The following is an 18,720-nucleotide window of genomic DNA, read 5'->3' as shown; positions in this document are numbered from 1 at the left end:
TCTTATTTAAAAGGTATTATGTAGGCCTATATATTCCCTACAATAGAATTATTGTCTTTAAAGAGGATTCCATGGAAACAGCAAACACAGTCTTCACTCCGGCAGTTACACCTGTCCGAATTGGAATTGATGTCGGTTCAACAACTGTAAAAGTCGTTTGTCTTGATGAAAAGGACAAAATGATTTACGGCGATTACCAGCGACATCGTGCGGACATTCGCAACACAATCATAACTGTCGTCACACAGGCCTTAAACGAAATCGAAAAGGTCGTCAGTTTAGGAGATAAACATACTGTTTCTGTAAAAGTTACGGGTTCAGGCGGTCTTTCTGTCTCTCAGTGGCTCAACATTCCTTTCATTCAGGAAGTCGTTGCGGCTACTACAGCCGTCAAAAAACTCATTCCTCAGACTGATGTTGTAATCGAGCTTGGTGGTGAGGATGCCAAAATCACTTACTTCACAGGCGGTGTCGAGCAGCGAATGAACGGTACTTGCGCAGGCGGTACAGGCGCATTCATCGACCAGATGGCAGCTTTGCTCGAAACAGACGCACCAGGCCTCAACAAACTTGCGGCCGGTTGCAAACAGATTTATCCAATCGCAGCACGATGCGGCGTTTTCGCAAAAACAGATGTTCAGCCTCTCATCAACGAAGGTGCGCGCCGAGAAGACATTGCGGCTTCAATTTTCCAGGCAGTCGTAAACCAGACAATCTCAGGCCTTGCTTGTGGCAAACCAATTCGCGGTCATGTAGCATTTTTGGGCGGTCCGCTCCACTTCCTTGACCAGCTCCGCGTGCGATTTATCGAAACTCTCAAACTCAAAGACGACGAAATCATCGTTCCGGAAGACAGCCAGCTTTTCGTTGCGGCAGGCTCAGCTTACTCTGCCGAAAAGGTCTGCAATCCGCTTTCATCTTCAATGCCAAAGAAATTCCCTACAATTGCAGAATTCAGGGACAGTTTGAAGAATCTTGAAGGAGCCGAGCTTAGTGAAGTTCAGCGACTTGAACCGCTTTTCGTTGATGAAGAAGATTTGGCAAAATTCCGTGCGCGCCATGGTGAAGATAAGGCAAAACGCGGCGATTTGAATGCAGAGCACGGTCCTCTTTTCCTGGGTCTTGATGCCGGTTCCACAACCACAAAAGCAGTTCTCGTAAATAAAAAGGGTGAAATTCTCTGGGATTTCTATGATGTAAATGCCGGTAATCCTGTTGATTTGGCAGTCCGAGTTCTCAAAGATTTGTACAAAATCTTGCCGAAAGACTGTTACATTGCCCGCGCAGTTTCAACAGGTTACGGTGAGGCACTTTTCCAGGCCGCACTTGGCGTTGATGCCGGTGAAGTCGAGACAATCACTCACTATCGTGCAGCAGAATTCTTCGTTCCTGGCGTAGAATTCCTTCTCGATATCGGTGGTCAGGACATGAAGTGTCTGCGCATGAAAGACGGTGCAATTACTTCAATCCAGCTTAATGAAGCATGTTCAGCAGGTTGTGGTTCATTCCTTGCAAATTTCGCAAATTCTATGAACCTCGATATCCGTGAATTCTCAAAGCGCGCCCTTCTTGCCAAAAAACCTGTCGATTTGGGTTCACGCTGTACGGTCTTCATGAACAGCCGCGTAAAACAGGCTCAGAAAGAAGGTGCCACAATCGATGACATTTCAGCAGGTCTTTCTTATTCAGTAATCAAAAACGCACTTTTCAAGGTAATCAAACTCCGCCGTGCATCTGAAATCGGTACAAAGGTCGTTGTTCAGGGCGGAACTTTCTATAACGATGCGGTTCTCCGTGCATTCGAAAAAATTGCGGGCGTAAATGTATTCCGTCCGGATGTCGCAGGTCTCATGGGTGCTTACGGAAGTGCCCTCATCGCTTACGACCAGTGGTGCGACCTCACGGCTCCAAAACCGGGTCAGGAAAAGGGCTGGATTCCGCCGAAGATTATTTCAAATATCGCAACTCTTGAGCAGCTTGAGTCATTCAAAGTTGACCTTGAGCTTACACGATGCGGCGGCTGTCAGAACAACTGTCTTCTTACAATCAACACATTCACAACAAACGGAGCAAAACGCCAGTTCATCACCGGAAACCGCTGTGAAAAGGGTCTTGAACGCCATCAGCTCAAAGACGAAAACGCAAAAACCGTTGACGGCTCAAACAAAGAAAACACCGGCGTCGAGTCCACTGGCTACGAACTCCCGAACCTCTTCGACTGGAAGTACAAACGCCTTTTCAACCATTATATTCCGCTCAAACCAGAAGATGCACCAATGGGCAGCGTTGGAATTCCACGCGTCCTCAACATGTACGAAAACTATCCGCTCTGGTTCACGATTTTCACAAAACTCGGCTTCCAGGTCAAAACTTCGCCTCGTTCAAGCCGAATGATTTACGAGCGCGGTATCGACTCAATTCCTTCTGAATCAGTCTGTTACCCTGCAAAAATTTCTCACGGACACATGGAATCGCTTATCAAAATGGGCTGCAAATTCATTTTCTATCCGTGTATTCCTTATGAAAAAGTCGAAGATAAAGGTGCCGGAAACCATTACAACTGCCCGGTCGTCACTTCATATCCAGAAGTCTTAAAGCACAATCTCGACTCAATCAACGAAGCAAAAGACATGCTTTTCATGAATCCTTTCCTTCCGATTTATGATTTGCCACGACTTCGCGAACGACTTTACGAAGAACTTCACAAGCACTTCCCTACTCTCACTCAGGAACAGGTTTACAAGGCAGTTGATGAAGGCTGGAAGGAACAGGAGCAGTTCAAGATTGACACTCAGCGCGCCGCAGAAGAAGCACTTGAACAGCTTGTCGTCACTGGCGGCAACGGTATCGTTCTTGCTGGCCGTCCATATCACCTTGACCCGGAAATCAACCACGGAATCCCGGAGATGATTCACGGTCTTGGTCTTGCAGTATTTACCGAAGATTCTGTCGCACACCTTGGCTCAATTGAACGCCCGCTTCGAATCATTGACCAGTGGACTTATCATAACCGATTGTATCGTGCAGCAAATTTCGTCTCAGGCATGCCAAATCTGGAGCTTGTTCAGCTCACATCATTTGGTTGTGGTCTCGATGCCGTAACAGCCGATCAGGTTGACGAAATCATGAAGTCAAAGAGCCGCATGTACACGCTCATTAAGATTGACGAAGGAAGCAACCTCGGTGCAGTGCGAATCCGAATCCGCTCGCTCATTGCGGCAGTCCGTGCTCGCCAGCGCAACCGAAAGCATCTCCCGACAAAGAGCGCGGCTTATCAGCGAGTGATTTTCACCGAAGAAATGAAGCACGAATACACGATTCTCTGTCCGCAGATGTCACCGATTCACTTCCGCTTGCTGCAGAAGGCCTTCCAGTATTCAGGCTACAATTTCGTCGTCCTTGATTCAGTTGACCCGAAAGCAGTCGATGCAGGTCTCAAATTCGTAAACAACGATGCATGTTATCCTTCAATTTTGGTCACTGGTCAGCTCATCGAAGCGCTTGAATCAGGAAAATATGACATCAACAAAACAGCAGTCATCATCTCGCAGACAGGTGGCGGTTGCCGTGCTACAAACTACATCGGATTTATCCGCCGTGCATTAAATGATGCCGGATGGGCACATGTTCCTGTAATTTCACTCAATGCTTTGGGCATGGAAAAGAACCCTGGCTTCACTTTCACACCGGGCATGGTTCACAAGGCAATGATGGCCGCTTTCCTTGGCGACCTTTTGATGCGGGTTCTTTACCGCGTACGACCTTACGAAGCCGAGCCGGGCAGCGCAAACCGTCTCTACGAAAAATGGAATGCAAAAGCCGAAGAAATGCTCAAATCAAACTCAATTTTCAAATACCGAAGATTGATTCGCGGAATCGTGCGTGACTTTGACCGATTGCCGATTCTCCCGGTCAAAAAGCCACGAGTCGGTGTTGTCGGTGAAATCCTCGTAAAATTCCACCCGACCGCAAACAACGACATGGTAAATGTTATCGAACGAGAAGGCGCAGAATGCGTAATGCCAGATTTGATGGACTTCCTCTTCTACACCTTCAGTGACGGCGTATTCCGCCACAGAGAACTCGCATTCCCGAAAGCCGAAGAGAGAAACGGAAATTTCGCAGTCTGGGCACTGGAACTTTATCGCAAATATATGAAGAAATGTCTCCGAAAGAGCCGCCGTTTCGATCCGCCAAACTCAATCTGGGACATGATGAAGAGCGTCGAAGGCCTCATTCAGACTGGTAATATTTCCGGCGAAGGATGGTTCCTCACAGCCGAAATGGTAGAATTGATTCACTCTGGTGCTCCGAGCATCGCGTGTGTTCAGCCGTTCGCATGTCTTCCAAACCACATCACTGGTAAGGGCATGATAAAAGAACTCCGCCGCCGATACCCTGAGTCAAACATCAGCGCAATCGACTACGATCCAGGCGCATCTGAAGTCAACCAGCTCAACCGACTCAAGCTGCTTTTGAGCAATGCCCCAATCGGCAAAAACCCGGACGAGCTTCCAAACGGCAAAATCTGGACCAAAAAAGGCGAAGTAGAGCCAATCATCCAGTACGCAAGCGGTGGTGCTCAGTTCGTCGATAACGATCCGATTGACGCAAAGAACGCAGTTCCGGCAACAACAGCTGTGTAAACGCAAAAAGATAAGATTAAATTGAAATTGCCCGATGATGCGATTCGTGTTATCGGGCAATTTTTTTATTTTTCAGTAAGATTTCCTGTACATTTCAAGAACATCGGATTTTTCCGTTTTTCGCGGATTAACGGCAATCACGGTTGCAATCAGCTCAGAATCAAGAATAGCATATAATGGAAGAAGATAGTTTGAGGCAACTGTCAGCTTGTAATTTCGGCTGTGATCTGTGATGACGGAAAAGGCAGTTACTTCGCTTCCAGTGCTCGCTGTAGTAGGAATTGCAATCATCGGAACGACAGGGCCGGGAACTTTTCCGCCCCCTTCGTATTCCGTGATTTTTCCGCCGTAAGTGGCCAAAACAGCAACGGCTTTTGCAACATCAAGCGGAGAGCCACCACCGAACGCCACCTGTGACAGCCTGTTTAAGCAACAACTGATTTGATGATTTCAAACGCCTTGTCGCAATCCTCTTCCGTGATGATAAACGGCGGAATCATTCGGATTGTATGAGCGCCAATCGCAGTAATGAGAAGATGCTTTTCAAGGCACTTGTGCTTAACATCAACCCCGCTGATTGTGTCATCAAATTCAACACCGACCAGAAGCCCCTGATGGCGAACTTCTTTTACATGTGGAAGCGTTTCAAGTTTTGAAGAGAAGTAGTCTCCCATTTTTTTAGCATTTTCTGCGCTTCGTTCGCTTCAGTTCCTGAGTTCTGATAGAAAATCTTGTCCATGCCGATTGTCGTACAAATCTTTTCTGCGAGAAGTGCCTGCGGAATCGTGTAAGGATAGTTGAAGGTGTGCATGACATCCTGAACCTGATCGATTACTGCATCCACGACTTTCTGGTTACAGTTGCCCGCGCTGTTTACGGCAATTCCAGCATAAAAATCAAGGTACGGCTCGCCTTTCTCGTCGTACAAATACTGATCCTTTGCAGTCTCCGCAATGAAATCAAATCGCTCGTAGGTTTCAATCATGTATTTCGAAACCTTGTCCTTGATGTCCTGTGCTGTTAATCCTGTGTCTTTAAGTTTCATATTTTTCTCCTATCCGACCCGAAGAACCGGTTTAGAAGATGCTGCTTTTTTGTCTTTGCAACCGATGAAAGGTACTGCTGCTACCAGGGTCAATGCCACAACCATTCTTTCTGCAATTCTTGCAATTCTTACTTTTTTCATTTTCGCACCTCGCTAAAATTATTTTGTTATTAAAAAAAAAGCGCTTCGGGATTTCCCAAAGCGCCTTTGCTTTTGTTGGATAAATCAGCTGGATTTGAGCAGACAGGCCCCAGAATACAGGTGCTCCGTATCAGGCCTTTGAAGCGGGGCAGCTCATCGAGTTTTCGGAGCACGGATTCGATTTCTTTTTCGGCAGTCTTATCATTTTTTTCCTCAAAGAGAAGGACGAATTTATTCAGGAATTTCATGAAAAGCGGATGACATTCCATATTCTCCACATCACGATTCAGGCAGTTCGCATAATACTCATAATTGTGCTCATCCGTCTCAAGATTCAAGCCGTATGTTCTGTCAACAACAATGATTCCGACGCGGTAAGACTTTGAAAAATCCAGGTTAAACTGCGCGGAAATTTTTTCGACATACCGTTGATTGATATCATAGCCAAAAAGCAGATTGTACAGATAATCGCCAGTCTTTTACCACAATATACCGCCGTCTCGCCATGCAACTCGCCCGATTATAGAAATTTAACCGAAATTGTGCTATGTTCTTTGCGCATGAACAATCAGTCTTCCCTCAGCAAAATGCTCACCGAACCGGTTGGGCCGCTCATTCTAAAAAACGCAGTTCCCACAATCATCACGATGATGATTACGGCGATTTACAACACCGCTGACACTTTCTTTGTCTCCAGGCTCGGAACTTCGGCAAGCGGTGCGGTCGGGGTAATTTTTTCGCTCATGGTTTTGATGCAGGCCTGCGCTTTCACGATTGGCATGGGAAGCGGAAGCATCACCAGCCGGGCTTTGGGTGCTTCGGATTTTCAGAAAGCAAATACGGTCTGCACTTCGGCTATTTTCACGGCATTTTTTATCGGCGTTCTCTTTGCGATTTTCGGAAATCTTTTCAGGGAAGAGCTTGTGCGTCATCTTGGTTCCACGCCCACTATCCTACCCTACGCTCTTGATTACGCGCGCTACATTCTTTTCGGAGCGCCTTTCATCATCACTTCCTTTGCGATGAACAATCTTCTTCGATTTCAGGGGCGGGCGGCTTTTTCGATGATTGGAATGATTTCGGGCGGAATTCTGAACATGCTGCTTGATCCGCTTTTCATCTTCGTTTTCGGACTTGGCATTTCCGGTGCCGCACTCGCAACATTAATCAGCCAGATTGTGAGTTTCTTCATCCTTCTTTCAATGTTCATCAGGAAAAAATCACTGGCGGAGCTTTCGGCCAGGCACATTTCACGCTCTTTTAAAACCTATGCTGACATCATCACCACAGGCTTGCCTTCTCTTTTCAGGCAGGGCATGGCGGCAATCTCAGGCATTTTGCTGAACAAACAGGCGGCTTTCTATGGAGCAATCACCGCATCCCTCGCGGCAAGTTCTGTTCTGGCGGCAGATGCGGCCGTGGCGGGCATGGCAATCACCAACCGCGTAGACAAACTCCTGCTCGCGATTGCAATCGGTCTCGGTCAGGGCTTCCAGCCGGTCTGCGGCATCAACTATGGGGCGGGCAAAACTGAACGGGTAAAGCAGGCGTATTCTTTCCTCGTCAAGCTGAGCGCAATCATCATGTCGGTCTGTGCCCTCGTAGTATTCATTTTTGCCCCGGAGATTGTGCGTTTTTTCAGGAATGATGAGGCAGTCGTCGCGGCAGGTGCACTGGCTCTTCGTGCCCAGGCGGCAGTCCTTCCGTTACATTCGCTGATTTTCGGTACGAACATGCTCCTTCAGGTTGCGGGCGAAAAAAAGAGCGCGTCCTTCCTTTCTTCACTGAGGCAGGGGCTTTTCTTTGTGCCGGCCATCTTCCTTCTCCCCGTTTTGATGAATTTCCTCGGCTTCGAATCAATTCGCGGCGTCCAGCTCACTCAGGCTGTCTGCGATACGCTTACCGCTCTCTGTTCATTGCCTTTTATCGTAAGATTTTTCAGAAAACTCCACTAGACATGAATGACAAAATTCTCTATAATGTCATTATGACATTTTTACTATTTTTGTCATTATAAAATTAAGGAGTTATGAAGATGAAAAGAAGCGTTGTCACATCATTTTTTACACTGATGACAGCAGCCGCAGTTTTTGCAAGCGGCGTTGAGAACAAAACAAATTTGAGCACAGGATATTTGCGAAATCCAAGCCGTAACACAGAAAATTCACGCCCGGAAGCGGCATTTTACAACATCGCGGGAACTGCTTTCCTCAAAGAAGGTCTTTGGATTGGCGGCGGAAATCAGTTCGTCTTCAAAGAGTATGGAAATGAGCTGGCAGACAATGCGACATTAAAAGCTGCCGGAGTAAACGGATATTATTCCAACGATGAAACCACAGTCTGGCTCTACCCTGATTTGAACGCAGTCTACAAGAAAGGAAAATGGTCAATTTTCGGAAATTTCGGCGTATATGCAGGCGGCGGCGCACTTGAGTACAGCGAAGGCACAAGCGCGACAAGCCTCTTGTTTGCGGGCGGAGCACAGAATCAGGGCACAGAAGCTGTAAAATACGGTTTGGCCGCAAACATGATTTCAAAGGCAAAAACTTCATGGGAAGATGCTGTAAAAAACAATTTCGGCGGAAGCGAAGCAACAGCACTTGCATATATCAAAGCAAATCCAACATCTGACTTGGCTCAGGCTTATGGTGTTGTCCAGAAATATGGCTCAAACCTCAGCGACTACGCTTCAAAAAAAGATACTTATGAAAAAGCCGCAGCCGCTTCCCTCGGCATGGCAAAATCTCACTCACTCGATGTCACTTCAATCACTTATGGTCTTCAGCTTGGTGCTTCTTATCAGCTTTTTGACTATGTTTCTCTTGCAGCAGCATACCGCTACACAATCGGAACTCAGGAAATGACTCTCAAATGTTCTGATCCGACTTTTGTCGCTGTAAACGGCGGAAACAAAATCAGCTACGATGCAAAAGGCTTTGGCCAGAGCTGTGTTTTTGGAATCCACGCAAAGCCTGTTGATAAGCTCGACCTTGCCATTCAGTATCAGACTTTGAGCCGAATCGATTATGATGTTGATAATGTTAAGGGTGATGTCGCAAAATACTATGACATTACAAACGACAAAAAATTCCGTACTGATTTACCGGCTGTCCTCAATCTCGGTCTCGGCTATTCAATTCTCGATAACCTTTATGTAAGCACAAGCTTCAACTACTATTTCAACGATTTTGCACAGCAGAATTCAGTGCTTTCGGAAACCGATTACAACAATTCATGGGAAATCGCATTGGGAGTCGATTTTAGATTCTGTAAATACGCGGGAGTTTCAGCGGGAGCTTCTTACGGAAATCAGGGAACCACAGACACTTCAAACAGCACATTCAACCCGGTCCTCGACAACTGGGTTGTAGGCGGCGGATTTGAAATCTATCCGACAGAAGATTTGACTGTCACAGCTTCATGCCTTTACGCAAACTACTACGACACAGACCTCTACCTTCAGGGCTACAAAACAACCCTCAGCAAGGATGTCACAAACTTCGGAATCGGCGTAACTTACCACTTCCCGAATCTCTAGAAGACAAAAAAAAAATGCCGCACTTCATCAATGCGGCATAAAGTTAAACGGCGGGTTTTTGAATGTTCAAAAACCCGTTTTTTTTTGACCAAAATGGCTTTATTTATTGCACTGTTTGCTGAAAGTTTTTACACCATCAACAACAAGAATTACTGCAAGAACAGCCATGCTGGTAGCAAAGAAGAACTGGAACCAGTGTCCCCACATCGGGCCGGCAGCCTGTGTGACTCCTGCAAAAATCTTGATTTTCGCGATAACTGTAAGAATGAGCTGAGTCAAAGTTGCGGCAAGCATGAATACCATCGGAATAAAGAACATCTTGTTGTTCTTTCCGACTTCACCAAGCCATGCAGCTACAGCCATCAAAGCAATTCCGGCGAGCAACTGGTTTGCAGCACCAAACAAGCCCCAAATCTGTGAGAGCGAAAGACCGCCCAAAACACAGCCGATTACGACCATCAAAACTGTGCCGAAAAGCGGGAATGCGAGCACTTTGCGGATCGGGTTTTTGGCATCCTTATATGTAACTTCACCCTCTTTCAAGAACAACTCACTGAACATGAAGCGGCTCAATCGTGTACCTGTATCAAGAGAAGTAAGAGCGAATACAGAAACAGCAAGTGTCAAAAGAGCGTAGATCGCGTTGTTCTGGTCAACGAAACCGAACATTTTTGCGATACCAGAAGCGAATGCTACCGGTGGAGCACCTTTGAATGCACCGTCAACGATGAAATTCTTTGAAACCATACCAACAGCGATGAGCGAGATGATACCAAGTGCCGATTCGATGAGCATTGAGCCGTAACCGATAGCCTTTGCGTTCTTTTCGTTGTCGAGCTGTTTTGAAGTAGTTCCTGTTGAAATCAATGAGTGGAATCCAGAACATGCACCGCATGCAACAGTGATGAACAATGCCGGGAACATATTACCGATTTTTGTAGTCCAGCCAGTGAAAGCAGGAAGCTCAAAAGTTGCGTTTCCGGTGATTGCTGACATGATGATACCAATCAAAGCGAGAGCCATCATTGCATAGAGAAGGAATGATGAAAGATAATCTCGTGGCTGAAGCAAAATCCAGACCGGAACGAGAGAAGCAACCGTAATGTAAGCACCGATGAAAACAATCCATGAAGTACGTGTCATTGCGAAACCGAAATTCAAGCCGATTACGACAGCAACAACGATTCCAACAAGACCGATGATTGTAGCAGGAAGTGTCTTGAGACCGCAGCGATTGGTCAAAACTCCGTAGATGATTGCAAGAACGATGAAGAGCAAAGAAATCATTGCAGTTGTCTGCGGACCAGTTGGATTTGAGACGATTCCAAAGCTAGCTGATCCATCTGCAGCGGCAACAGTCGCGAAAGTTCCGGCAACGACATTGACAAACGAAGCGATAACAAGAATCAAAACAAGCAAAGCGAAGATGATGAACAGTCTCTTTGAGCCTTTGCCCATTGAAGCTTTAATGATTTCGCCAACTGATTTTCCGTCATTTCGGGCAGAAGCGAACAATGAGCCGAAATCCTGTAAACCGCCAAAGAAAATACCACCAATCACGCACCACAAGAAAACAGGAACCCAGCCGAAAACCGCAGCCTGAATCGGACCGTTAATCGGACCTGCACCTGCGATTGAAGAAAAGTGATGTCCCATCAAAACGGCTGGTTTTGCAGAGACATAATCAACACCGTCAGCTTTTTCCTGAGCAGGTGTCTTTTTTGCAGGGTCAATTCCCCACTGCTTTGCCAACCATGAGCCATAGAAAACATAGCCACAGAAAAGCAAGGCGATTGCAGCAATAATGATTAATAATGCTGTCATTCATTTACTCCTTTTTCCTCCGCGAAAACGGCGTTGCATGGACGCAACGAATCCCCCTTTGGAAAACTTTTTAAATTTAGCTGGCTTTGGCCAAACTCTGAGTTACGATTTTCTTCAAGTCAGAACCGCGGCGATTTGTAACGGTTCGGCCTGTTGAAGTTTCATAAACCAGAAGCCTGAACGAACTCCAGCCATAAAAACCGAATTTATATGATTTGTAATAATTGATTTTTTTGATTTGCCTGATGGATTTTTCATCGATTTTTTCGGAAAGAATCACCAGAGTAACATCCGTGTTGCGGTGCCCATAATATGGAGAAATCCGAGAAAGCCCGCGCTTCCAGGCGATTTGTGCAAGTTCCGTGATTTTTTCTATAGAAAGAGAACCATTCTCCAAACTTCCCGACGAGTCTTCATCAGAATAAAAGAATACGAAATCGTTGGAGTCGATGTCCGCAACTTTGGCGGCCTTGATTAAAAAATACTGCTCATTGTGGGATTTGAATACAGCTTCTGCAACGAACGGGGCTTCTACATTCTGTGTGGATACAGTGTAGTACCTCTCAAAAGATTGATAAATTTTCTCAATTGCGCCGTTGCTATTCATAGTAACTAGAATTGTAAGAATATTTTATGTTTCGGTCAATAGAAACAAAGAAAAAACTTATTCCAGCTACTATGAAAAATGAAATTCCAGAAGATTTTTACAGTTGCTTCATGAGATTAGCCATTTCGATTGCACCCAATGCACAATCATAGCCCTTATTGCCGGCCTTGCTTCCTGCGCGCTCGATGGCCTGCTCAATATTCTCGGTTGTAATCACGCCGAAAAGAACAGGAACGCCATTTTTGAAGCTTGCCTGCGCGACGCCCTTTGAGACTTCTGCGCAAACATAGTCATAATGTGTCGTTGAGCCACGGATTACGGCACCAACAGCGATTACCGCATCATATTTTTTGCTTGCCGCAAGTTTGTCACAGATGACAGGGATTTCAAACGCACCCGGAACCCAGACAGCAGTGATGTTTTTTTCTTCGACACCGTGGCGAACAAGACCGTCAACCGCACCGCCAAGCAATTTGTTCACGATGATTTCATTAAATCGGCTTGCGACAATGGCAACCTTCATTCCTTCTGGAGCAACCAGTTTTCCTTCGATTAAGTTGATTTCATTCATATTGTTAACTCCTAATTTCTAATTCCTCATTAAAAATATGCCCCATTCTATCACGCTTTGTTCTCAAATAAAAGGCATCGTAAACCTGAGGCGGAATTTCGATTGGAACGCGCTCGCTCACTTTGAGGCCGAATCCGTCGAGCCCGTAGATTTTTTCTGGATTGTTTGTCAAAAGCCTGAGCGACTGGCACCCCAAATCACGCAAAATCTGGGCACCAATCCAATATTCACGCAAATCCGGCTTGAATCCCAGCTTGACATTTGCCTCAACCGTATCCAGGCCGTCTTCCTGCAACTTGTATGCCTTGAGCTTGTTGATTAAACCGATTCCACGACCTTCCTGACGCATGTAAAGAATGACACCCCTGCCCTCTTCATTCACGCGCTTCATCGCAGCCTGAAGCTGAGGGCCGCAGTCACATCTTCTGGAACCAAAAACATCACCAGTCAGGCACTCAGAATGAACGCGGCAAAGAACATTTTCGCCCGAACCAATCTCACCTTTTACAAGCGCAACATGATGCTCGCCCGTGATGTCGTTCACATAGCCGTAAATGTCAAAATCACCATATTCCGTAGGGAGCTTTGCCTTTGCCTCACGCACGACATGCTTTTCATTTACGCGGCAATAGTCCTGCAAAGCCTTGATAGTGATGAACTTGAATCCGAATTTCTGGGCCATTTCCTGAAGCTTCGGAGTGCGCATCATGGTTCCGTCATCATCCATGATTTCGCAGCAAAGACCGCACTCTTTTAAGCCTGCAAGACGGCATAAATCAACCGTTGCCTCCGTGTGACCGTTCCGAACAAGAACGCCGCCCTTTCGCGCAACGAGCGGAAACATGTGACCAGGACGGCGGAAATCAGTGGCGACAGAAGAATCATCGATACACTTCATTGCCGTAACCGAGCGTTCTTTGGCCGAAATTCCTGTTGTGGTGGAAATGTGGTCGATTGAGACCGTAAAAGCCGTTTCGTGATTGTCGGTGTTCTCAGCTACCATCGGGTAAAGCCCAAGCTTCAAGGCAAGGCTCTGACTCATAGGCATACAGATTAAGCCTTTGGCATGACTCGCCATGATATTGACATTCTTCTGCGTGGCAAATTCCGCCGCACAAATCATGTCGCCCTCATTCTCGCGGTCTTCATCGTCCGAAACTAAAATGATTTTTCCAGCCCGCAAATCTGCAAGCGCTTCTTCAATTGTGTTGTAGTGAAATGACATAGAGTAAAGTTGCATTATGTTAACATAATGCAATAAATCTGTCTAGGTAGCGGCAACAGACTACCTTGACAGATTTTCTCAATATGTATTACTATTTACTTACTGAGTATTACACAGGAGACACCAATGACGACATTATCTATTAAAATTGACGACACAGACAAACTTGATTTTGAAAACATCTGCAAAGAAATTGGTCTCAACATCACGAGTGCAGTTACTGCGTTCGTAAAGGCGACAATCCGTGAGAATGGTATTCCTTTTGCATTAAAGGCAAAAGAGCCTGCATTTTATTCTGCCGAAAACATGAAAGTTCTGTCAGAGTCAATCGCACAGGATAGAGCAGGAAATACGGTAAAACATTCGCTAGAGGAGATTATGGAATGACAGATATAATTTGGACTCCGCTTGCATGGGAAGATTTTACAAGTTATGTTGAAAATCACGAAGCCAAGAGTTTAAAGCAAATCTTCAAACTTATAAAAGACATTCAGCGCAACGGTGTTGATAAAGGAATTGGAAAACCTGAACCGCTAAGACATGAAATGAGCGGTTACTGGAGCAGGGAAATCACAGGAAAAGACAGGCTTGTGTATCGTATTGACGATGAAGGAATTTTGCACATAGTTCAATGCAAAACCCATTACCATAAAGGGAAATAAATATCTAATTTCGTTTTGAAACTATCTTACCGTTCTTATCCCTTTCGAACACCTTCAGACCATGCAAAATCCTTTGTTTGACTTTTTTCTTCTATAATAATAGAATTATAATATGAATGTTCTTTTGGGTCTCTCTGCTTCTAGCGGAATCGGTATCGGCAGGGCTTTTGTAATTCCTGAATCAGAAAAACGCGTTATTTCCTCACGAAAAATCCGGCCGGAAGAAAAACCCAAACAACTGGAACGATTTGACCGCTCTCTTGCTAAAGTCACAGGTCAGATTGCAGCCCAGCTCGATGAAGTAAAAGGCGACAAAGTTCAGTCAGAGATTTTTGAAACTTACTTCCTCATGCTTCAGGACCCCGAATTTTTGGGTGATGTACGAAGAACATTCGATGAATCAAATTATTCCATTGAATATGTATTGAACCAAAAAACCGAACTCTATGCCGACAGGCTCCGTTCAAGCGGTAATGCCTACCTTGCGGAGCGTTCTGAAGACATTTGTGACATTTTCGGTCGCGTTCTTAACGACCTTCTCGACTTTCATCCTTTTAACATAGAAAATGTGCCTGATGGTGCCGTAATCGTTGCCAAAGCAATGAGCCCAAGCGACACGGTAATTCTCTCAAAACGAAAGATTGCCGGAATCGCGCTCACAGATGGCGGTGTTTCTTCGCATGTAGGCATTCTCGCACGAAACTACGGAATTCCTGCCGTTTTTGACATTGAAAACATTCTCGACGAAATAAATCCTGATTCGATTGTCGTTGTTGACGGCGATGTCGGTGAAGTAATCGAATCCCCGGATGAAGCGACACTTGCGGATTATCAGAAAAAAATCCAGATTGCAGAGGAACACGCAGAAAAGCTCAAGAAATACCGTGACCTGCCCGCACAGACCTCTGACGGCGAGCGGTTCCAGCTCATGGCAAATATCGGTACGGTTGATGAAGCCCGTCTTGCCATGAAGGAAGGCGCTGACGGAATCGGCCTTTTCCGAACGGAATTCCTTTTCATGAGCGAGGCGAACAAAAACATGGGTGCGGCTCATGCAAAGGCCGCCGCTTTCAGTGAAGAAAGCCAGTTCAACGCCTACAAAAATGTCCTTGAAACAATGAAGGGCAAGCCGGTCACAATCCGCACTCTTGATGCAGGCGGCGATAAAATCATCACTTCACTCGATGTCTCTCATTCGGCAAGCGAAGAAAAAAATCCTCTGATGGGGCTTCGCGCAATCCGTCTCGCACTTGCAAATCCGCAGATTCTCCGGACTCAGTTCCGCGCCTTATACCGGGCAAGCATTTACGGCAACCTTAAAATCATGCTTCCTCTCATCACGAGCGTTGATCAAGTCGAAGAAGCGCTCGCAATCGCCGCAAAAGTCCGTGAAGAACTCAAATCCGAAAACATTCCGTTTAACCCTTCAGTTCCAATCGGAATCATGGTCGAAACCGCAGCAGCCGCCGTGATTTCAGACTGTCTTGCAAAAGTCAGCGATTTCTTCTCAATCGGAAGCAATGACTTAACCCAATATACAATCGGCGTTGACCGTGAAAATTCGCTCGTCGCACAACTTTACGATGAATTCCATCTTGCTGTTCTCCGACTGCTCCACAAAACCATCGAAGAAGCAGCAAATGCCGGCATTCCAGTTTCAGTCTGTGGTGAAATGGCCAGCCGCACCGAAAGCGTCCTTGTCCTTGCGGGAATGGGCGTGCGCACGCTGAGTATGAGTCCAAAACTCATCACGACAGTAAAGGAGCTTCTCTCAAGAATCAGTATTGCAGAGCTAAAAGCTATTTCCTCAAAAAAACTCAACGCACTTTAAGGAAACATCTATGGCAAAACGAAAACACAAACCAGATTTCTCAAAACCAAAGCCAAAGAAAGCCGAACAGGCAGAACTTCAAAATGAAGGCATCGAAGCTGTCGATAACTCAGATGACAGCGATTCAGAAGACTGGAATATTGATGACACAAGCGACTCCGCTTCAGACGATGGTAGCTCTTCTGAGCTTGCCCCTGACTATAACGATTACATTCTTGCCGCTCAAAAAGAAGGATTTGACACATCGAAATACTATGTGAATCTTCCTCTCGTAGTGATTGCAGGCCGCCCGAATGTCGGAAAATCAACCCTTTTCAACCGGTTCATGCATCGCCGTCTTGCAATCGTTGATCCGACTCCAGGCGTCACACGCGACCCTGTTGAAGCAACGGCATTCATTTTAGGAAAACCTGTCAATCTCGTGGACACTGGCGGATACAAACTTGACCGTGACTTAAAAAGCCGCGAATCAGAAATGGATGAACTTGTCGTTCAAAAAACACTCGAAACAATCAAAAAGGCCGACAAGATTTTGCTTCTGCTCGAAGCCGGCACAATCACCGGTGAAGACGAAGAATTCATTCATCTTTTGCGCCCATACTGGAACAAAGTCATCGTCGCAGTAAACAAATGCGAAGGCGGCCGCGGTGAAGCAGTCGCATGGAATTACCTTCAGTACGGATTCAAGGAGCTCCTTTTCATTTCCGCTGACCACGGCGACCACATCACAGAGCTTGCAAGCAAAATCAACGAGGGGCTTGATTTCTCAAAGGTCGAAGAAGGCGAACGGCCTCAGACACCAATCAGAATCGCCATTCTGGGAAAGCCGAACACAGGAAAATCCACCCTCTCAAACCGCCTTACGCACTCAGAAAAATCAATTGTCTCAGATTATGCGGGAACCACGCGTGATGTCGTCGAGGGCAAATTCACATACGCGGGCAGAAGTTTTGAAATCATGGACACTGCCGGAATCAGGCGCAAAAAGAAAGTCCATGAGAATGTCGAATATTACTCTGTAAACCGTGCAATCAAAACACTCGACAAATGCGATGTCGTATTCCTCATGATTGATTCACAGGAAGGACTTGCCGACCAGGACAAAAAAATCTGCTCGCTCGCATACGAACGCGGGCGTGGAATCATTTTTGTACTCAACAAGTGGGATACGCAGGATCAGAGCCGAAAAACTCTCCGTGACACAACCGATTATATCAAGACGATGTTCGGTCACATGAACTGGGCACCGATTCTTCCTCTTTCGGCACTTCACGGCGAAGGAGTCAAGGATCTTCTGAACAAGACAATCGAGCTTTACGAGCAGCTTACCCGCAAAGTCGAAACAAGCGCGCTCAACAAGGCATTGCAGGACTGGCTTTTCCATTATCCACCGCCAGCAAGCAAAGCGATTCACTTCAAAATCCGCTACATGACCCAGACCAGCTCAAATCCTGTCTCATTCCGTATTTTCTGCACGAGCCCGGACAATGTTCCTGAAAGCTATGTCACTTATCTCAAGAATTCCATCAGGAAAGACCTTGGCTTCGATCAGATTCCAGTAGAACTGAACATGAAGGCAAGCCGAAAACGCTGGGAAAACAGGTTTGACGAAAAAGAATGACCTATTCTATTGGCGAGGTTGAAGAACTCTCTGGCATCAAGCAAAATGTTCTCCGTTACTGGGAGACCGTCATCCCAGGTTTTGCCCCGCGCAAAGATTTGGGCGGTCGCCGCGTGTACACAGAGCGTGATTTTGAAATAGTGCTCCGGCTCAAATACCTGATTTATGAACGGAAATTCACGATTGAAGGCGCACGAAACGAAATCCTTCATGAAGCACAAAGTTACGAGTCTCACGCCGAGGCAATGAACACAATCCGGGAACTGCGCTCTGAACTCACAAAGCTTTACTTCATGCTCAAGAAAAATCACCCGCCAGCCTGAAACGACATTTTACGAAACGAGCCTGCTAGTGCCTGCTATTTTTCAGAAAGCCAGTCAAGGAGCTTTTGATTATGACTTTCTGAATCAGCACTTCCCCTTGCACCAAGCAGTTTTTGCACATATTTTCCGATGATGTCATTCTCAAGATTCACCGTATCACCGACTTTTTTTGAAAGGAGCGTAGTTTCTTTTGCCGTATGAGGGATTATGCTCACGCAGAATTCAGTTTCATTCACCGATGCGACCGTAAGGCTTATTCCGTCAATCGCGATTGAGCCTTTCTCAACGATTAGAGCCAGAATCTCCCTGCCAGCACTCACATGAACCCAGACAGCATTTTCTTCTTTTTGAAGTTTTATGATTCTGCCGGTTCCGTCAATGTGCCCGCTGACGATATGCCCGCCAAATCTTCCGTCTGCACTTATAGCCCGCTCAAGATTCACAGGACTTCCCGCCGAAAGAGACGCAAGTGAAGTCCGTCTGAGCGTTTCGGCCATCACATCCGCAGAAAATGAATTTTCGCTCATCTGAGTCACGGTAAGGCACACACCGTTAACAGCAATTGAATCCCCGATTTTAGAGCCATGAAGCACCTTTGTGGCAGTGATTTCAAGACTTCCTGACTTGCCCGCAATGGAGACTCTTTTGATAATTCCGATTTCTTCTATAATTCCGGTAAACATAAG

General features: G+C 46.1%; 18 protein-coding genes. 8 read left to right on the top strand and 10 right to left on the bottom strand.

The genetic code is table 11. The features are described from left to right. Nucleotides 1-71 precede the first annotated feature (71 nt). Nucleotides 72-4,646 carry a 2-hydroxyacyl-CoA dehydratase gene (locus Q0Q74_RS04845; RefSeq protein ID WP_294429067.1) on the top strand — a complete coding sequence of 1,525 codons (4,575 nt, stop codon included), beginning with the start codon at nucleotides 72-74 and terminating at the stop codon, nucleotides 4,644-4,646. A gap of 72 nt (nucleotides 4,647-4,718) precedes the next feature. Here the strand turns inward: Q0Q74_RS04845 and Q0Q74_RS04840 are convergent, their stop codons facing one another. The 5 genes from Q0Q74_RS04840 to Q0Q74_RS04820 are packed head-to-tail and all read right to left on the bottom strand — an operon-like array spanning nucleotide 4,719 to nucleotide 6,170. Next, nucleotides 4,719-5,057, bottom strand: coding sequence for an iron-containing alcohol dehydrogenase (locus Q0Q74_RS04840; protein ID WP_294429065.1), 339 nt, complete (start codon nucleotides 5,055-5,057; stop codon nucleotides 4,719-4,721). Between the two features lie 14 nt (nucleotides 5,058-5,071). Then, nucleotides 5,072-5,320 carry an aminotransferase class III-fold pyridoxal phosphate-dependent enzyme gene (locus Q0Q74_RS04835; protein ID WP_294429064.1) on the bottom strand — a complete coding sequence of 83 codons (249 nt, stop codon included), beginning with the start codon at nucleotides 5,318-5,320 and terminating at the stop codon, nucleotides 5,072-5,074. Next, complete coding sequence (locus tag Q0Q74_RS04830; RefSeq protein ID WP_294429062.1) at nucleotides 5,275-5,691, bottom strand: aminotransferase class III-fold pyridoxal phosphate-dependent enzyme; 417 nt, start codon at nucleotides 5,689-5,691, stop codon at nucleotides 5,275-5,277. The genes Q0Q74_RS04835 and Q0Q74_RS04830 overlap by 46 nt, the downstream gene beginning before the upstream one ends. A 9-nt stretch (nucleotides 5,692-5,700) precedes the next feature. Continuing rightward, entirely contained in the window at nucleotides 5,701-5,832 is a 132-nt protein-coding gene (locus tag Q0Q74_RS04825) for a hypothetical protein (protein WP_294429059.1), read from the bottom strand. A gap of 29 nt (nucleotides 5,833-5,861) precedes the next feature. Then, nucleotides 5,862-6,170, bottom strand: a complete 309-nt coding sequence (locus Q0Q74_RS04820) for a hypothetical protein (RefSeq protein WP_294429058.1) — start codon at nucleotides 6,168-6,170, stop codon at nucleotides 5,862-5,864. A 222-nt stretch (nucleotides 6,171-6,392) separates the two neighbouring features. On the opposite strand from Q0Q74_RS04820, the gene Q0Q74_RS04815 reads away from it, so the two are divergent. Continuing rightward, nucleotides 6,393-7,787: an MATE family efflux transporter gene (locus tag Q0Q74_RS04815; protein WP_294429056.1), complete on the top strand. Its 1,395-nt coding sequence runs from the start codon at nucleotides 6,393-6,395 to the stop codon at nucleotides 7,785-7,787. Between the two features lie 80 nt (nucleotides 7,788-7,867). Further along, on the top strand, nucleotides 7,868-9,370 hold the full coding sequence (locus tag Q0Q74_RS04810; RefSeq protein ID WP_294429054.1) for an OmpP1/FadL family transporter: 1,503 nt from the start codon (nucleotides 7,868-7,870) through the stop codon (nucleotides 9,368-9,370). A gap of 99 nt (nucleotides 9,371-9,469) precedes the next feature. Here Q0Q74_RS04810 and Q0Q74_RS04805 read toward each other — a convergent pair whose 3' ends face one another. The 4 genes from Q0Q74_RS04805 to Q0Q74_RS04790 form a co-directional block, all read right to left on the bottom strand. Continuing rightward, nucleotides 9,470-11,194, bottom strand: coding sequence for a carbon starvation protein A (locus Q0Q74_RS04805; RefSeq protein WP_294429053.1), 1,725 nt, complete (start codon nucleotides 11,192-11,194; stop codon nucleotides 9,470-9,472). A 76-nt stretch (nucleotides 11,195-11,270) separates the two neighbouring features. After that, nucleotides 11,271-11,801, bottom strand: a complete 531-nt coding sequence (locus Q0Q74_RS04800; protein WP_294429051.1) for a hypothetical protein — start codon at nucleotides 11,799-11,801, stop codon at nucleotides 11,271-11,273. Between the two features lie 97 nt (nucleotides 11,802-11,898). Then, a complete protein-coding gene (gene ribE / locus Q0Q74_RS04795; protein WP_294429049.1) occupies nucleotides 11,899-12,372 on the bottom strand; it encodes a 6,7-dimethyl-8-ribityllumazine synthase in 474 nt (157 codons plus the stop codon). A gap of 4 nt (nucleotides 12,373-12,376) precedes the next feature. After that, entirely contained in the window at nucleotides 12,377-13,612 is a 1,236-nt protein-coding gene (locus Q0Q74_RS04790) for a bifunctional 3,4-dihydroxy-2-butanone-4-phosphate synthase/GTP cyclohydrolase II (protein ID WP_294429047.1), read from the bottom strand. A 111-nt stretch (nucleotides 13,613-13,723) separates the two neighbouring features. Here Q0Q74_RS04790 and Q0Q74_RS04785 point away from each other — a divergent pair, with 111 nt between their 5' ends. From Q0Q74_RS04785 to Q0Q74_RS04765, 5 genes are all read left to right on the top strand, one after another. Then, the gene (locus tag Q0Q74_RS04785) at nucleotides 13,724-13,984 is read left to right on the top strand and encodes a type II toxin-antitoxin system RelB/DinJ family antitoxin (protein ID WP_294429045.1); all 261 of its coding nucleotides are present in this window, start codon (nucleotides 13,724-13,726) and stop codon (nucleotides 13,982-13,984) included. Then, nucleotides 13,981-14,259 carry a Txe/YoeB family addiction module toxin gene (locus tag Q0Q74_RS04780; RefSeq protein WP_294429044.1) on the top strand — a complete coding sequence of 93 codons (279 nt, stop codon included), beginning with the start codon at nucleotides 13,981-13,983 and terminating at the stop codon, nucleotides 14,257-14,259. The genes Q0Q74_RS04785 and Q0Q74_RS04780 overlap by 4 nt, the downstream gene beginning before the upstream one ends. Nucleotides 14,260-14,371: 112 nt before the next feature. Next, complete coding sequence (ptsP, locus tag Q0Q74_RS04775) at nucleotides 14,372-16,090, top strand: phosphoenolpyruvate--protein phosphotransferase (protein ID WP_294429042.1); 1,719 nt, start codon at nucleotides 14,372-14,374, stop codon at nucleotides 16,088-16,090. A gap of 10 nt (nucleotides 16,091-16,100) precedes the next feature. Beyond that, entirely contained in the window at nucleotides 16,101-17,711 is a 1,611-nt protein-coding gene (der, locus tag Q0Q74_RS04770) for a ribosome biogenesis GTPase Der (RefSeq protein ID WP_294429040.1), read from the top strand. Next, nucleotides 17,708-18,034, top strand: a complete 327-nt coding sequence (locus tag Q0Q74_RS04765; protein WP_294429038.1) for a MerR family transcriptional regulator — start codon at nucleotides 17,708-17,710, stop codon at nucleotides 18,032-18,034. Before der ends, Q0Q74_RS04765 begins: the two co-directional genes overlap by 4 nt. Nucleotides 18,035-18,069: 35 nt before the next feature. Here the strand turns inward: Q0Q74_RS04765 and ribE (Q0Q74_RS04760) are convergent, their stop codons facing one another. Then, nucleotides 18,070-18,717, bottom strand: a complete 648-nt coding sequence (gene ribE / locus Q0Q74_RS04760; RefSeq protein WP_294429037.1) for a riboflavin synthase — start codon at nucleotides 18,715-18,717, stop codon at nucleotides 18,070-18,072. Nucleotides 18,718-18,720: the final 3 nt, after the last annotated feature.

The sequence above is a fragment of the uncultured Treponema sp. genome (assembly GCF_946187725.1).
Lineage (GTDB): Bacteria > Spirochaetota > Spirochaetia > Treponematales > Treponemataceae > Treponema_D.
Note: the sequence above shows the minus strand (reverse complement) of the source record. Positions and strands in the feature narration are given on the sequence as shown.